Origin of the sequence: Catenovulum sp. 2E275 (assembly GCF_025515275.1) — a bacterium.
GTDB lineage: Bacteria > Pseudomonadota > Gammaproteobacteria > Enterobacterales > Alteromonadaceae > Catenovulum.
In genome coordinates this window covers 68499-84488 of sequence record NZ_JAOPFU010000004.1, presented here as the reverse complement: position 1 = coordinate 84488, position 15990 = coordinate 68499, and the positions used below count along the sequence as shown (strand labels likewise).

15 protein-coding genes are annotated in these 15990 nt (G+C 38.6%); all 15 read left to right on the top strand.

Translation table 11 applies throughout. The features are described 5' to 3' along the window. Positions 1 to 19 precede the first annotated feature (19 nt). Genes N7931_RS03775 through N7931_RS03705 form a run of 15 tightly spaced genes read left to right on the top strand, consistent with a single transcriptional unit; the run spans position 20 to position 15963 of the window. The gene (locus tag N7931_RS03775) at positions 20 to 2293 is read left to right on the top strand and encodes a hypothetical protein (protein WP_262792032.1); all 2274 of its coding nucleotides are present in this window, start codon (positions 20 to 22) and stop codon (positions 2291 to 2293) included. Then, on the top strand, positions 2290 to 3444 hold the full coding sequence (locus N7931_RS03770; RefSeq protein ID WP_262792031.1) for a glycosyltransferase: 1155 nt from the start codon (positions 2290 to 2292) through the stop codon (positions 3442 to 3444). Before N7931_RS03775 ends, N7931_RS03770 begins: the two co-directional genes overlap by 4 nt. Before the next feature lie 4 nt (positions 3445 to 3448). Then, on the top strand, positions 3449 to 3814 hold the full coding sequence (locus N7931_RS03765) for a hypothetical protein (protein ID WP_262792030.1): 366 nt from the start codon (positions 3449 to 3451) through the stop codon (positions 3812 to 3814). Continuing rightward, positions 3808 to 4944, top strand: a complete 1137-nt coding sequence (locus tag N7931_RS03760) for a hypothetical protein (protein ID WP_262792029.1) — start codon at positions 3808 to 3810, stop codon at positions 4942 to 4944. Before N7931_RS03765 ends, N7931_RS03760 begins: the two co-directional genes overlap by 7 nt. Positions 4945 to 4947: 3 nt before the next feature. After that, positions 4948 to 6057, top strand: a complete 1110-nt coding sequence (locus N7931_RS03755) for a D-glucuronyl C5-epimerase family protein (protein ID WP_262792028.1) — start codon at positions 4948 to 4950, stop codon at positions 6055 to 6057. Continuing rightward, the gene (wecB, locus tag N7931_RS03750) at positions 6054 to 7139 is read left to right on the top strand and encodes a non-hydrolyzing UDP-N-acetylglucosamine 2-epimerase (RefSeq protein WP_262792027.1); all 1086 of its coding nucleotides are present in this window, start codon (positions 6054 to 6056) and stop codon (positions 7137 to 7139) included. The genes N7931_RS03755 and wecB overlap by 4 nt, the downstream gene beginning before the upstream one ends. A gap of 12 nt (positions 7140 to 7151) precedes the next feature. Further along, complete coding sequence (locus tag N7931_RS03745; RefSeq protein ID WP_262792026.1) at positions 7152 to 8441, top strand: hypothetical protein; 1290 nt, start codon at positions 7152 to 7154, stop codon at positions 8439 to 8441. Continuing rightward, positions 8438 to 9376 (top strand): NAD-dependent epimerase/dehydratase family protein, encoded by a 939-nt coding sequence (locus N7931_RS03740; protein WP_262792025.1) that lies wholly within the window; start codon positions 8438 to 8440, stop codon positions 9374 to 9376. The genes N7931_RS03745 and N7931_RS03740 overlap by 4 nt, the downstream gene beginning before the upstream one ends. Next, positions 9373 to 9939 carry an SIS domain-containing protein gene (locus tag N7931_RS03735; RefSeq protein WP_262792024.1) on the top strand — a complete coding sequence of 189 codons (567 nt, stop codon included), beginning with the start codon at positions 9373 to 9375 and terminating at the stop codon, positions 9937 to 9939. The genes N7931_RS03740 and N7931_RS03735 overlap by 4 nt, the downstream gene beginning before the upstream one ends. Then, the gene (locus N7931_RS03730) at positions 9939 to 10937 is read left to right on the top strand and encodes a GDP-mannose 4,6-dehydratase (protein WP_262792023.1); all 999 of its coding nucleotides are present in this window, start codon (positions 9939 to 9941) and stop codon (positions 10935 to 10937) included. The genes N7931_RS03735 and N7931_RS03730 overlap by 1 nt, the downstream gene beginning before the upstream one ends. 1 nt (position 10938) lies before the next feature. Next, the gene (locus tag N7931_RS03725) at positions 10939 to 12084 is read left to right on the top strand and encodes a DegT/DnrJ/EryC1/StrS family aminotransferase (RefSeq protein ID WP_262792021.1); all 1146 of its coding nucleotides are present in this window, start codon (positions 10939 to 10941) and stop codon (positions 12082 to 12084) included. Continuing rightward, a complete protein-coding gene (locus tag N7931_RS03720; protein WP_262792020.1) occupies positions 12081 to 13226 on the top strand; it encodes a DegT/DnrJ/EryC1/StrS family aminotransferase in 1146 nt (381 codons plus the stop codon). Before N7931_RS03725 ends, N7931_RS03720 begins: the two co-directional genes overlap by 4 nt. Positions 13227 to 13240: 14 nt before the next feature. After that, on the top strand, positions 13241 to 13906 hold the full coding sequence (locus N7931_RS03715; protein ID WP_262792019.1) for a class I SAM-dependent methyltransferase: 666 nt from the start codon (positions 13241 to 13243) through the stop codon (positions 13904 to 13906). Positions 13907 to 13913: 7 nt separating this feature from the next. Then, the gene (locus N7931_RS03710; protein ID WP_262792018.1) at positions 13914 to 14894 is read left to right on the top strand and encodes a thiamine pyrophosphate-dependent dehydrogenase E1 component subunit alpha; all 981 of its coding nucleotides are present in this window, start codon (positions 13914 to 13916) and stop codon (positions 14892 to 14894) included. Between the two features lie 4 nt (positions 14895 to 14898). Next, entirely contained in the window at positions 14899 to 15963 is a 1065-nt protein-coding gene (locus N7931_RS03705) for an alpha-ketoacid dehydrogenase subunit beta (protein ID WP_262792017.1), read from the top strand. Positions 15964 to 15990 lie beyond the last annotated feature (27 nt).

Below are 15990 nucleotides of genomic sequence, written 5' to 3'. Positions count from 1 at the left end.
AATCTGGCCGCCTATAATTATGGTAATAAACAAGTTTTTTAACGATGTAGCTCATCAGTCAATTGATACTATTTCCGTAGATATTTTTGACACAATTGTTTTTCGAAAAGTAGCAAAGCCAACTGATATATTTAAATTAGCTTTTAATACATGCGCTATTCAGGGTGAAACAGGATGGAGTGCACAAGACTTTGTTTCTTATCGTATCAATGCAGAACGAAAAAGCAGATCGCTAGTTGGGCACAGAGAGGTCTCTCTTTGTGATATATATGACCAGCTACCAATAAATAAATCGTTTCAAACCCAATTAATGAACTGTGAGCTTGCCGTCGAGAGCGAGCAAACATTTGTTTTCGAAGAACTGGTAGAACTACTCAAGTCAATGCAGGGGTCAGGCAAGCAAATAGTTTTAATCTCTGACATGTACCTGTCGGCGGATCAAATTAAGCAATACTGTTTTCAGTTAGATCCTTTTTTATGTTCTTTACCTATATTTGTATCGAGTGAAGTTAAAGCGACAAAGCGCAATGGTTTGTTATTTGAACATGTTCGTAAGCAACTCAACATTACTTACAAGCGCTGGTTGCATGTTGGCGATCATGCTATATCTGACTATAAAGTGCCGATTTCACTCGGTATGAATGCCATACTGACACAGCAAGGTCTAGACTTTCAGACTATTACTCAGATTGAAGAAAAAGGATTTCAATTTAGTTGTAGTTTTAATTCAGCTCGATGCATTGCTGCGAGTTGTCAGAAAGATTTTAACCTTTCTTACCAACTAGGTGCGTATGTTTGGGGGCCTATTTTATTCGGGTTTGTAGATTGGATCATCGAAAAATCGTTTTCTTTACAAGCAAAACATATTTTATGTATTATGCGTGAAGGGGAGCTTCTCAAAGAGTTGCTTGAATCACGTATACGCTCTTTAGGTGAAGATGGCGTAAAAGTAAATTTGTTATTTGCATCGCGTAAATCTGTATTTTGGGCGGGAGTTGAAACAGAATCTGAAAAATGGTTTGAGCAGTTACTTCAAACCATGACGCAAGTCATGGGGTACACAGTAAGGGCATTTTGTCGTGACTTTCAAATTACGAGTAAGTCGTTTTATAATTTTTACGAATTAAACTTAAAGCATACTGACTCGATTAAGTATGAGTCTAGTACGTTATATCAAAATCTCATTTTAAAAGCGTATGAGAATAAACACAAAATCGCACAATTTATCGATTCACAAAATCGCGCTTTTAAACGACATTTCAATTCATTAAATTGCGAGCTATCAGACTCTATCGTGGTTGACTTGGGCTATGGCGGCACCACTCAGCATTATTTAGAGCAACTATTAAATTGCCAAGCAAAGGCTAATTTATTGTTTTACGCGAACAGGCGTATATATAGATTCATCAATCAAACTCAATACTGCAGCTATATTGATAGTCATAATGCCGCTTGGGCTATAAATGAGATATTTGCACGTTCTCCAGAATGCATTGAGGCTTTACTTGTAGGTTACACCGGAACAACCCTAAATTACGAATCTTCAGGATGCCCTATGCTGGGTGAGACAATTAAAGAAAACCAGTCGGCAGTTGAAGAATTTACTCAAGGAGTTATTGCATTTTTTTCTAATTTTGTTAAATATTTCAATGGTAAGCATATCGAGCAGTCACAAGTCACTGCGATACTTGCACGATATATACAAGCGCCTACCTATGAAGAATCAAGTATTATCAAAGATTTATTGCACGAAGATAACTTCGGTGCAAATAACTTGTATCCTGTAATCGATCAAACTCAAATTGAAATTCTGCAAGCAGAAGGACTTGAGGCTGCTTATATTAAGTACAAACAGAATTTGAATTGGCAAAAGCGGATTTTAACTTGGATACCTGGAATTATTGCGTTATCTGACCCTGGTTTTTTTAAGCGTTATTATTGTTCTGCATCATCAGAAGAAACATCCGAGCTTGTTGCATTAATCAATAAAGTAAAGCAAGCAAAATGGAGTCAGTTTTCAGTGTATGGCGCGGGTGAAATTTTTGAAAAATTTTTACCTTATCTAGATTCTAATCCGTTTTATATCGAGGCCGTAGTAGATAGAAAGGCAACTTTAAATGGTTCATATTTTGAAAAAGGCTACCCAGTTATTTCAATTGAAACTGCTCTAAAAGAGGGTAAAAGACAGTTTGTGATCCTATCATTTGCGTTTAGCCATGACATTATTAAAACCATTAATGAAACGGCTAAAACCTTAGCTATTACAGACAAGCTAGAGCTGATCTATTTATGAAAATTTTATTTTTATACAACGTAAATCAATATTCAGTTGGATTGGCAGGAATATTTAAAAAGTTGCTAGGTCAAATGGTGGGAGTGTCTAGCCAAGGTGTGGATGTCTATGCTGTATATATGTCTAAAAGCCGCCAAGTATTAGCAAAATGGCAAAACGAACAATTAATTGAGCAAACTGCATGGCCTGATATTCAGGTTGCAACCCAAAAAAAACAATTCTGGGAAAATGCGACTCAACTGGTTAATCAGGGGGGCTTTGATTGCCTTTACGCTCGTTATGATTTCATGTTGGATAACTCTTCTATCTTAGATTTTTACCAGCAGGTTAAACCGAATTGCGGTTTGAAAGTGCTTGAGTTTCCAACTTTTCCTTACGAGGATGAATTACAAGGGCGAGTAGGAATAGACACTGATCGCGCTCATCGTGAGCAATTAAATGATTGTGTTGATCTAGTGTTTAGTACATCTAGACAGCCACCATTACAACAAGTTAAAAATATCTTTTTTGCAAATAAAATCAGCGATCAACTGATTAAACATGCCAGTCAAAGCATTCGTCCTTTGCTGCATACCGACCAATCAATTCGATTGTTAACCATAGCCAATAATTGTCATTGGCATGGGTTTGATAGGTTGTTATATGGGTTGGCGGAGTATTACGCGCATAACCCATCACGGCCTGTATACTATGATTTAGTCGGTGAAGGTCCTGAACTAGCGCAATTAAGATCACTAATTAAATCTTTAAATTTAACTCAGTACGTGAATGTTGTAGGCTTTAAACAAGGCGTTGAGCTGAATGAGTTTATGGATAGCAGTAGTGTGGGTATTGCCTCATTAGGTTTGTATAGGATTGACTTATTTGAAAGCAGTGTGTTGAAAGTAAGAGAGTATTTAGCGAATGGCTTACCCATTGTTTATGCGTGTGAAGACCCTGATTTGACCCAGTTTCCGCATAAATTGGTTTGCCCAAACTCAAATGCCGCGATTGAGATTCAGCGGGTTGTCGATTTTGTTGAGCAGCTAAACCAAAACACGAATATTCGTGATGAAATACGCCAATATGCACAAGCTAATCTAACTTGGTCTGCTTTTGGTTCGTTATTAATTGAAACTATTACCCCTGCCATGCAGCAATTGAAGGACTAGTAACATGCGCTTGAGTTTATTTAAATGGCGTGCGCATTTTTACTCTGACGCAGCGTGGCTTTTGTATCTGCTAAAAAAACAAATCAAGAGTCATCAAACTTTTTCTATTTATGGTGCGGGTGAGTTAGGACAAGATCTCTATTTTAGAGCTTTAGCGAATAATTTAACGGCGGATTTTTGGTTTGATAAGATAGCTCAGGTCAAACCGTTTTCGGTATTTGATTTTGATATTCAGTCACCTCAACAATTAGATGCCAAACAATTTGATTACATTGTGATCGCATCTAATGCGTATTTGTCTGAAATTAAAAATTTTTTATTAGAGCAAGGCGTGCAACCCTCTCAAATTATTGGATTAGATTTATGCTAACAGGCAAAACCATTTTGATTGCGGTAGACGCACCTATAGTTACCTGTCCAAGACCAAAGCGTTTATTAAATTATTTAAGTCGTTTAAACAAAGTAGATGTTTTATCGCGCACACCCAGTCAAATATCACCTGCTAAGCGTAATTTTTATCTGGTGAAATCACAGCTTTCTCCATTTGAACAAACGCTTCGTTCTATTGGTCTCACATTGAATTGTTTAGGGTGGGTTGCGCAGCTCGATATGCGTAAGTATTTACACAATTTAGATGACCTAGAGCAATATGATCTGATTTTTGTACATGACATTCATTTGTTGCCATTGTTTAAAAAGGTACTACACAAGGTCGTTTTTGACGCTAGAGAGTTTTATCCACTACAAAACAGTGAAGATAAACAGTGGCAATATCAAGTCGGTCGAGTTTTTCATTCTTTATGTGAGCAGTATTTAAAACATTGCAAAGTACGGTTAACAGTATCGAGTTCAATTGTTGAATTGTATGAGCAATGGTTAGACATACCTTTTGTGTTATTTCGCAGCTACCCGGACGGTGAGTTGCCGCAGATTGACCCACACCAAAAAATCAATCGACCTATTAAATTAATTCATCATGGTGGCGCTATGCCTAATCGTCGTCTTGAACATTTAATTGATTTGGCTGGCGTGTTGGGTGATGGGTTTGAGCTGACGTTAATGTTAATGCCTACCGTTCCTGCGTATTTAACCGATTTAAAAAAACGTGCGGCTCAATTTAGTAACATCAGGTTTATTGCGCCTGTTGCTTTTGAACACATTATTCATAATTTAACTAAATATGATATAGGTATCCATTTAATGGAACCTCAAGGTGGAAATCAGCACGAGTTTGCACTGCCAAACAAATTTTTTGAATTTGTAGGGGCTGGTTTAATGTTGGTTGTTTCTGGTTCTAAAGAAATGGTCACACTAGTCAACCAATACAAAACCGGCGTTGGTTTTGAATATTTACCTGAAATTCAAGAAGTGGCTAATGTTCTCAATCAGCTGACCGATAAAGATATATCTACTTATAAAAGTAATAGTTTGCAAGTACGTCAGGATTTAACGTTTGATAAAGAGGTTACTCGCCTAGAGCAAATTCTGACACAGGAATAATCTATGAACCCAGTTACTGAGATTGTCAAAACATTAAAACAGCATAGTCCGTTATCTGCTGTTTCAAAAAATAAATGGCTTGATAAATCAGAAGGATGCACAAGATATGTTGAGAAATATATCAATACTTATCCGCCATTTACATTTGTAGATCTGTATAGCGCATTTGGTTTTTACAGCTTAATGCATCCTGATAAAGATTATTTTGTTTATGTTCAAAATCCACGCATCAAAGTTGAAGCGGATGGCCGTATTTTTCTGAACTACAAAGATAGAAATGGGCAGTCTTATTTGGCTGAAAATCCAGTCATTACCGCCCAAGCAGCATTATGTGCGTTTAATCAAACCAAATTAGCAACCTCTAACGATAAACATCAAACAGATCAATTAGCGATATTTTATCAATTAGCTGATCAGTTATGCCATGTACAAACTTTGGATGGGAAATTACCCTATTTATTTGACTGGTTTTATTATATTAAAAATGACTATTTAACCAGTGGTTGGTGCTCGGGTATGGCTCAAGGTCAAGCAATCAGTGTCTGGGTTAGGGGGGTTAAATCCTCTGGCGAAAAAAAATATTTGGACAGTGCGTTAGCTGCGTTTCACTTTATGCTTAAACCTGTGATTGAGGGCGGTGTGTTAGCCGATTTGTCATCTGTATCGCCAGCTTTAAAGCATTTAAATTTTGTAGAAGAATATCCGTTAACTAAAAGTGCAGTTACGTTAAACGGCTGGATGTACGCATTGTTAGGTGTTTATGATTTGTTGCAGTTGCTTAATCTACCTGAATTTAATCATTTGAGGGAAAGGCAAATTGCTGAAGATTTTTTAGCAGAGCAAGTTGATTTACTGTGCAATCTATTACCCTTATTTGATATCGACGGGTTAAGTAGTTATGACTTAGGTTATTTAATTTTTCAATTGCCCCCAAATTTTGATCTTGGGTACCATCAAACACATATCGTTCAATTGCGTATATTAGCTAATTTGCTCAAACAGCATCAATTATTGGAGTGGTCTGAGCATTGGCTTAATTTTTATTCGGTTCATTCCGCTAACACTCCCGGTTGGCCATATCAGACACGCTTTGTTGCAACAGGTTTACAATGATGAAAATTTTAACGGTTATAGGTGCCAGACCACAATTTATTAAAGCCGCGGCTGTGTCTCATGCTTTTTTATTAAATCCGCAGATCACAGAAGTATTAGTCCATACGGGTCAGCATTTTGATGAAAATATGAGCCAGATTTTCTTTGAGCAAATGCAAATTCCTCAACCCAAGTATAATTTAGGGGTCAATGGTGGTAGCCATGCAAGTATGACAGCTCAAATGATGGTTGAACTTGAAAAAGTAATGTTGCTTGAACAGCCTGATTTTGTATTAGTGTATGGTGATACCAATTCAACATTAGCGGCAGCAATTACTGCATCTAAATTACATATAAAACTTATTCATGTTGAAGCTGGTTTGCGCTCTTTTAACATGGCAATGCCTGAAGAAATCAATCGAATTTTAACTGATCAAGTAAGTGATTTTTTGTTTTGTCCAACTGAAACGGCTATTCAAAATTTACAAACGGAAGGTTTGTTTCAGCGTGCTAAACATATCTCAAACATTGGTGATGTGATGTACGATGCGTTGTTGTTTTACAAAGATAAATGCGTACAGCCCAAAGCAGAGATTGCCGAAAAATTTGTCCTGTTAACGATGCACAGGGCAGAGAATACCGATTCTTTGGTGCATTTAACTCAGCTAGTGAATGCTATTAATCAGCTGAGTGAGCAGATTCAGGTAGTATTTCCTATTCATCCTCGAACGGTTCAAACCATTAAAAAGCATTTGCTTAGTTTTACACCAAATGTGCAATTGATTGAGCCTGTTGGATATTTAGAAATGCTATGGCTATTGCAACATTGTGAATGTGTATTAACAGACAGTGGTGGTTTGCAAAAAGAAGCCTATTTTAGTCAAAAATATTGTGTGACGTTACGTAACGAAACCGAATGGGTTGAGTTGGTTGATATGGGGGTAAATTTTTTAGTGGGATCAAATGCTGAATTGATCTTGGAAAAAGTAAACGCCGTTTTGACAGACACTATACCCACTTTGGCATTTAAACCTGTTTATGGGACTGGCCAAGCGGCAATTCAAATTTCAAATGTACTTATGCAATATCACCACGGCAACTAAAGGCTACCAAATATGAAGTTGTTAATTATTGGTGCGGGTGGGTTAGCTGCTCGATATATAGATAACTTAACTAAACACGGTATCGCACAAAATAGCCGTATAGTTTCCACATTAACAGGACAACACTTTAACGGCTTGCCGATAAATCAATTATCCCAAGATGATTTAAATTGGGCAGATAAAGTAGTTATATGCTCTCAGTATGTAAATGATATTTATAAAAATTTAATCAATTTTTCATTTTGTATCGATCAGATATTTGTGTTTGATTACAAAACATTCGTTGAGCTACCTATTTCGGATGTTGCGTCCCATCCTCGCAAACCCACGCGTAAAAATTTATTAGCAGTTTACGATTTAAACCAGTATCACCTTTCGTTTAATTTCGCTTATTTTGTCAATAAAGCTCAAGCTTATGCTGAGCATTTTGGCTACGACGCTATCACTTTTGTTGTGGTTGAAGGCAATTTTAGTCGGGTGTCGTTAAACGACAGCCGCAAATATAGTGCGCAGCAATACGCGTGGCGTTTTGAAAATATGCTGCACCCGTTAGCGACTATGGTGCCCTTGTTTTCCAAAATTTTATTTGTGAGCGAAAAAGAAAAAAATGGTTTAGCGGCGGAATATGACGATCGGGATATTTTCCCTCAAAACGCGGTGAAACAAGGCTTTTTAAGTAAAGATTATTGCAGCATTACTTTAAAAGGCTTGAATGAAATCAAAAACCATTTGCCTAATGTGCAAACTTTAGAGATTAATCCACAAGCGTTTGATTATCTAAAAGGGATCTTTCCCGCTTTTGATTCAGCAAAAGCTGTCTGTTTGACTATCCGTGCAAGCAGTTATGTGCAAGGCAAAAATTCTCAAATTGATGAATGGTCAAAATTATCTGCCTATTTACTTTGTAAGGGATACCAAGTTTATATAGTGCCAGATATCTCACAAACCATGAGTCAGGCATTTGTTGAGTTGTTTAAAGGAACGCAGATTTGTTATCCAGCAGCACTGAATCTGCATTTACGATGTGCACTTCAAGCCGCCAGCTTAGTTAACCTGACTGCTGCGTCAGGTGCTGCCGTCACACTGATGCTCAATAAAAAAAGTCGTTTTATTTCCTTTTTTAACGAAACCTTAGTGTATGATGCAAAACAACTTTTTAATCAAACTGGTTTATATAAAGGGGAAACCCCTACGTTTTTCTCAAAGTTCCAAGTATTTAATTGGGGAGCAGATAATTTTGACAACATGCGATCTGCTTTTGAACAATACGAACAACAATTTTTGGAAGTCAATTTAAAATGAAAACTATATTAGTTACAGGTGCAACAGGTTATAAAGGTACAGTGTTAGTACCTAAGCTTTTAGCTCAGGGTTATAAAGTAATAGCGTTTGATACGCAGTGGTTTGGTAACCATTTACAACCGCACGACAATCTAACCGTGATAAAAGGTGACGTAAGATTTGTTGAAACTGTTCCGCTGGAAGGTGTTGATGCGATTGTACATTTAGCGTCTATTGCTAACGATCCGTGTGGTGATCTTGATCCCAAACTAACTTGGGAAGTAAGCGCATTAGCCACTATGCAGTTGGCTGATCATGCAGTACGCAAAGGTGTTAAACATTTTGTATATGCATCTTCAGGCAGCGTTTATGGGGTTAAAGAAGAACAAAATGTTACAGAGGATTTATCGCTTGAACCTTTGTCTGAGTACAATAAAACCAAAATGGTGTCTGAGCGAGTTTTATTAAGTTACAGCGATAAAATGGTTGTTCAAATTGTTCGCCCTGCCACCGTCTGCGGGTTATCACCGCGAATGAGGTTAGACGTTGCGGTTAATATGCTTACCATGCAAGCGATTAAAAATGGCAAGATCACCGTATTTGGTGGCGACCAATCAAGACCGAATATCCATATGGATGACATTACAGATTTATATGTGTTCTTATTGGAACGTCCGGACGTTACAGGTGTTTACAACGCTGGTTTTGAAAATATCACCATTGCAGAAATTGCAGAAATATTAGCCCGCAGAACAGGTGCTGAAGTAATAACCACTCCGTCAAATGATCCCCGCTCGTACCGTGTAAACTCGGATAAATTGTTAGCGACAGGCTTTAGGCCAAAAAAATCGGTAGAAATTGCGATAGAAGAGTTAATTGAGGCTTATCAAAAAGGACTGCTTGCCGATAAAGAGGAATACTACAATTTAAAATGGATGCAAAAGACAGTGCTATGAACAATTTCAGTTGCCCAGAGTATGCTTCTCAATTGAGCCAAGCGCTTACATCTGCGGATTGGTCGCAAGTGACGCAGTTAGGTCAAATTTTACAAAATGCTATCACTGAAAATCGTGCTTTGTATATTTGTGGAAATGGTGGCAGTGCGGGTAATGCACAGCATCTTGCCAATGATTTTTTGTATGGGGTGAGTCCTAAAAAAGCTAAGTCACTTAGAGTCGAGGCACTTTCAGCCAATTGTTCTGTGTTGACGTGTTTAGGGAATGACTTAGGTTACCAGCATATTTTTTCTCGTCAGATTGATGTGAAAGGGAATGTAGGTGATGTGCTAATCGTATTATCGGGCAGTGGCAATTCAGCAAATATTGTTGAAGCAATTTTAGCCGCTAAACAAAAACAAATGATAACAGTGGGTATTTTGGGTTATAAAGGCGGTAAAGCAAAAGAATTAGTAGACCTGCCGATCCATTTTGCAATTGACGATATGCAAATATCTGAGGACCTTCAGTTAATTGTCGGCCACATGTTAATGCGAATGTTGTGCGACGAAGGGGCGTGCTAATGCGCGCTGCCAAAACAGTATTTGTGTTAGGTGCCAACTCGTTTGCGGGTGGGTGTTTTGTCGCTCACATGTTACAGCATGGGTATAAAGTTGTTGGAATTAACCGTAGCGACGAAAAAACACCTGAGTTTGTGCCTTATAAATTGGCTAATCTGGGGCAATATTACCAGTTTTATCCATACGATATTAATGTACATTACAGCGAAATTTGCCAGTTAATAGAGCAATGTTCGCCGCAGTACATTGTCGATTTTGCGGGTCAAGGTATGGTAGCCGAAAGTTGGCAAAACCCGCACCAATGGTATCAAACCAATGTGGTTGCCAAATCTAAACTGATTAACTTTTTAAAAGATAAACACTTTTTAGAAAAATATGTTCGGGTGTCTACTCCAGAGGTTTATGGAAGTACAGAGCAATTGATCTCCGAATCGTCAAATTACAATCCAAGCACTCCGTATGCGATTAGCCATGCAACGATAGACATGCACTTAATGGCTTATCACAAACAGTTTGATTTTCCGGCTATATTGACTCGTTTTTCAAATTTTTATGGCCCAACTCAGCAGCTTTACCGCATTATTCCAAGAACTATGATCTATGCAAAATTGGGAAAAAAATTATCTTTGCACGGTGGCGGCAGAGCAATTCGAGCTTTTATTTATGGCGATGATGCGGCAAATGGTTTAAGGCTTACCTTAGAAAAAGGCGAAATCGGTCAAAGCTACCATTTTTCAACCGATGAATTTGTCAGTATTCGTGACTTGGTTGAACAAATTAATCAGGTTCAAGGCGTTAATTTTGATGAATTTGTACAAATCTCTGAAGATAGGTTAGGAAAAGACCTGCAATATTTAATGAACGACTCAAAAGCCAGAACCGAGTTAAGCTGGCAGCCGCAAGTTAATTTACGCCTAGGGCTTTTATATACGCTTGATTGGATAGAAAGCCACTGGGACGTTATTCAAACTCAACCACTTAACTACATTCACAAAGTTTAATATGAATAATTTTTATCCTGAGCAGTACGCAAAAACCGGCCAGTACCCCATTAATCACAATTATTTGCCTAGTCAGTTTGCAGATTATGAAAACATTTGGAGAAAAGTTAAGCAAGTGGTGATTGATGGAGATTTTACGCTTGGTCAAGCAGTCGATAAGTTTGAGGCTGATTTTTCTGCATTAAATCATGGTCGGTTTGGTGTGGGTGTGGGTAGTGGTACCGATGCGTTATTTTTAAGTTTAAAAGCGTTAGGCATTGGCGACGGGGATGAGGTTATTACAACCCCATTTACCTTTTTTGCCACTATTGGGGCTATTGTCACTGCGGGTGCTAAACCTGTTTTTGTGGATATTGGTGATGATCACAATATCAATGCAGAGTTAATTGAAGCGGCCATTACGCCGCGCACAAAAGCTATAATGCCTGTGCATTGGGCGGGTATTCCATGTGACATGGATAAAATTCAAACAATCGCAACACAATATAATTTAGTGATAGTTGCGGATGCGTGCCATGCCATTTTAAGCCGTTATCAAGGTCAAGGGATGGCTCAAGTGTGTGATGTGGCTTGTTTTAGTATGCACCCACTTAAAAATTTGAATGTTTGGGGGGATGGTGGCGTTATTGTGACCAATAACGAACAGCTCGCTCAAAAACTTTATTCGATGCGTAATCACGGATTAATCAATCGTGATTATTGTCAAGAATGGGCATACAACTCGCGGTTAGACACCATTCAAGCCGTCGTTGCCCAACATTTACTCGATAATAAAATTGAACATATTAGCCAAAAACGAATTGAAAATGCGGGTTTATTTGACCAATTATTAAGCGAAATCCCGCAGATTGTTCTACCTCCAAGAGATAGCAGTAAAATCGGTGTTTACCACCTATACATGGCTATCTTTGAGCAGCGAGATGCATTGCAGATATTCTTAAATCAAAAAGGCGTTGATGCCAAAGTTCATTATCCAGTACCTATGCACTTACAACCTGCGGCAAAATCGCTTGGTCATCAAGTAGGTGATTTTCCTACGGCTGAGTTTTTAGCAAATAATTGTCTGTCTTTACCTGTGCACGAATTTATCACTCGAGATGAAATTTATTATATGGTGGAGTGTATCCAGGAGTTTTACTCAAAATGAATGCGCCAATAAGCCATAATTCAACTAAAAAAATGAACGTGCCGTTTGTTAATTTAGCGGCTCAATTTGCTGAATTAGAAGATCAGCTAGTTGATGTTTTCAAGCAAATTGGACGCTCTGGCATGTATGTTTTTGGTCAGCCTGTCGAACAGTTCGAGCAAGGCTTGGCTGAAATTTGTCAAAGCAAATATGCGTTGAGTGTAGCTAACGGGACTGATGCGATTGTGTTAGCTTTGCAGGCTTATGGTATTGGCCGCGGTGATGAAGTGATTACCGCACCTAATTCGTTCATTGCCTCTGCGGGTGCTATTAATGAAGTGGGTGCAACCATTCGATTTGCAGATGTGGGTACTGATTACAACCTTGACCCAGCAGAAGTCGAAAAAGCAATTACAGAGAAAACCAAAGCGATCATTGCCGTTCATTTAACGGGTAATCCAGCCAAGATGGATGAGCTAAACCAAATTGCTCATGCTCATAATTTAATTTTGATTGAAGATGCAGCTCAGGCCATTGGTGCCGAATATAAAGGGCGAAAAGTGGGTAGTTTAGGACACGTTGCTTGTTTTAGTTTACACCCACTTAAAAATTTTCATTTAATGGGCGATGCTGGTTTTGTAACTACGCAAGATCAAGTGGTTTTCGAAAAAATGAAAATGCTCAGAAATCATGGGCTAAAAAATCGTGATGAAGCAGGTTTTTGGGGACAAAATAGTCGTTGTGATGCGCTGCAAGCAGCAATTGGCAATGCTAAGTTACCGTATTTTTCTAAATGGACTGAACGCTTTCAAGCTATCGCTCACCGCTATCATGAAGGTTTAAAATCTATTGTTATCTGTCCAGAAATTTCAGCAGATTCCCAAGCTGTATTTCACAATTTTGTCATTCAAGTCAGCCACCGTTCAGCCTTTATGCAAGCACTTCTAGAGCGTGGTGTTGAGAGTAAAATTCATTATCCTATTCCCTTACATTTAATGCAGGCTGCGCAGAGTTTGGGTTATCAAAAAGGTGATTTTCCTATCACGGAAAATCAATCTGAACGCATTATGAGTTTACCAATTTACCCTGAGTTGACAGACGAGCAAGTGAAATATGTGATCCAGTCGGTGATCCAAGTTGCTGAGCAACTCAATGCAAAATAAATAAGGAAAAAATCATGGGTCAAGAAATTGATTTAATGGCGAATTATCCAAAAACCAAACGTGATGTATCTGGAAGAGGGCACACCAAAACTCCCGAAGATAGAGCAATAGCACGTCAGTTTGGTAAAGCGTTTTTTGATGGCTCTCGTGATACTGGCTATGGGGGGTTTAGTTATATGCCAAGGTTTTGGCAACCTGTTATCCCAGATTTTAAGGCACATTATGGGTTGGATAGCACCAGCCATATTTTGGATATTGGTTGCGCTAAAGGGTTTATGCTGTATGACTTTCAACAACTCATTCCTGGCATTCAAGTAAGTGGGATTGATGTGTCTGAGTATGCGATAGAGCATGCTGTAGAGTCAGTTAAACCTCATTTACTAGTGGGCAGTGCTGTTGAGTTACCTTACGAAAATAACAGTTTTGATGCGGTTTTTTCAATTACTACGTTACACAATTTAGAAGAAGATGACTTGGCAAAATCGTTATTGGAAATTGAGAGAGTATTAAAACAACGGGGGAAAAGTTTTATTACGGTTGATGCCTACCGAAACGATGAAGAAAAAGAGCGAATGGAAGCTTGGAACTTAACTGCAAAAACCATGATGCACGTAGATGAGTGGAAAGCATTCTTCAAAAAAGTGGGTTATACAGGTGATTATTATTGGTTTATCCCATAGGTGATTTGTGAGCGATCTTAAACATTTTCTACAACATCAAAAAACGATTTTAGAAACTTTATATCTCATTCGTGATATTGAAGAAGGTATTGCTGAGCGATATCCGCAAGGGAAAATGCGTTGCCCAACCCATCTTTCGATTGGGCAGGAAGGCGTACCAGCTGCATTAGCACCATTATTAAAAATCACAGATTTGGCTGTTTCAACCCACAGAGCTCATGCGCATTATTTAGCCAAGGGCGGTTGCCCTAAAGCTATGTTGGCTGAAATATATGGAAAAGCAACAGGGTGTTCGGGCGGACGAGGTGGTTCAATGCACTTAATTGACGAGTCTGTTGGTTTTAAAGGGAGCACCGCTATTGTTGGTAATACTATCCCTATTGGCGTCGGGTTGGCACTCGCTCAAAAAATACGTCAAGAAACCAATATATCTGTGGTATTTGTGGGAGATGGTGCCATTGAAGAAGGTGTCTTTTATGAAGCTGCCAATTTTGCTGCACTCAAACAATTACCTGTATTGTTTGTGTGTGAAAACAACTTGTATTCAGTTTATGCACCGTTATCTAAAAGGCAGCCAGTAGGGCGAAAAATTACTGATGTTGTCAATGGAATTGGGATAAACACTGCAATTGCAGATGGCAATAATGTAGTTGAATGTTACCAAGTGCTTTCTGAACAAATCCAGCAAATCCGCGAGGGGAGAGGGCCAAGATTTATAGAGTTTTCAACCTATCGTTGGCGTGAGCATTGCGGCCCAAACTATGACAATCATATTGGCTACCGCACTGAGGAAGAATATCTGGCTTGGAAAGCAAAAGAGCCGATTGCTCGATTTGAACAATGGTTGGCTGATTATCAATTAATGTCACCTACTGACATGGCTAAAATACGTCAGCAAATTAGGCACAAGATTAATGCTGCCTTTGAGTTTGCCGAAGTGTCGGAGTTTCCAAGCGCTGACAAACTAGCGAATACAATTTATGGTTAACTATATGACTGACTCAATTGCAGAAATTACCTTTGCCCAAGCAATTAACCGCGCACTTAAAGATGCAATGGTAGAAGATGATTCCGTTATCTGTTATGGGTTAGGTGCAGATGATCCATTAAGAATATTTTCTACAACCAAAGACTTAGTCGAGCTTTATCCTGAGCGGGTATTTGATATGCCAACTTCCGAAAATGGCATGACAGGCGTAGGAATTGGTGCTGCACTTAATGGGTTAAGACCAGTCATGACACACCAACGGCTCGACTTCTTTTTGTTGGCTATGGATCAATTAGTGAACGCGGCGGCTAAATGGCATTTTATGTTTGATGCCAAAAGTACGGTGCCAATTGTTATTCGTTTAATTATTGGGAGAGGCTGGGGACAGGGCCCAACACATTCTCAGCATTTACATGCTTGGTTTGCACATATTCCTGGGCTGAAAGTGATTATTCCAACCTCGGTTAACGACGCATATCATTTGTTAAAACAAAGCATTAAGGATAATAACCCAGTCGTATTTATTGAGCATAGATGGTTACATAACCAAAAGGGAAGCATAGATACAAACCATAAATCAACGCTTTCGCAAGCAGCAGTGGTCAAGCAAGGAACTGAGTTAACCTTAGTGTCTAGTTCTTATTTAACAGTTGAAGCAATTAGAGCTTGTGAATTTTTAGAACAACATGATGTATCTGTTGAGCTGATTGATTTACGCACAGTGAACCCAATTGACTGGCCTACTATTTATACATCAGTTGCTAAAACCAAACGTGTATTGGTGATTGATGCAGGTGCTAGAACTGGGTCTATATCGGGTGAAATAGTAGCTCAAGTGAGTGAAATGTTATTTGACCAATTGTTAGCTGCTCCTGCTCGCATGGCAATGCCAGATATTCCAGAGCCGACCAGTTACTCATTAACTAAAGACTTTTATTTTGGCGCAAAAGAAATAGTTGAGAAAATAATGACTATGCTAGGTATCGATATTGACCCTACGCAGGTTGATAGTTTAAACGTGCAAGGTCACCACGACATTCCGGGTGAATATTTTAAAGGGCCATTTTAAGCTTAGTTATTTGCGTTATATGGATAG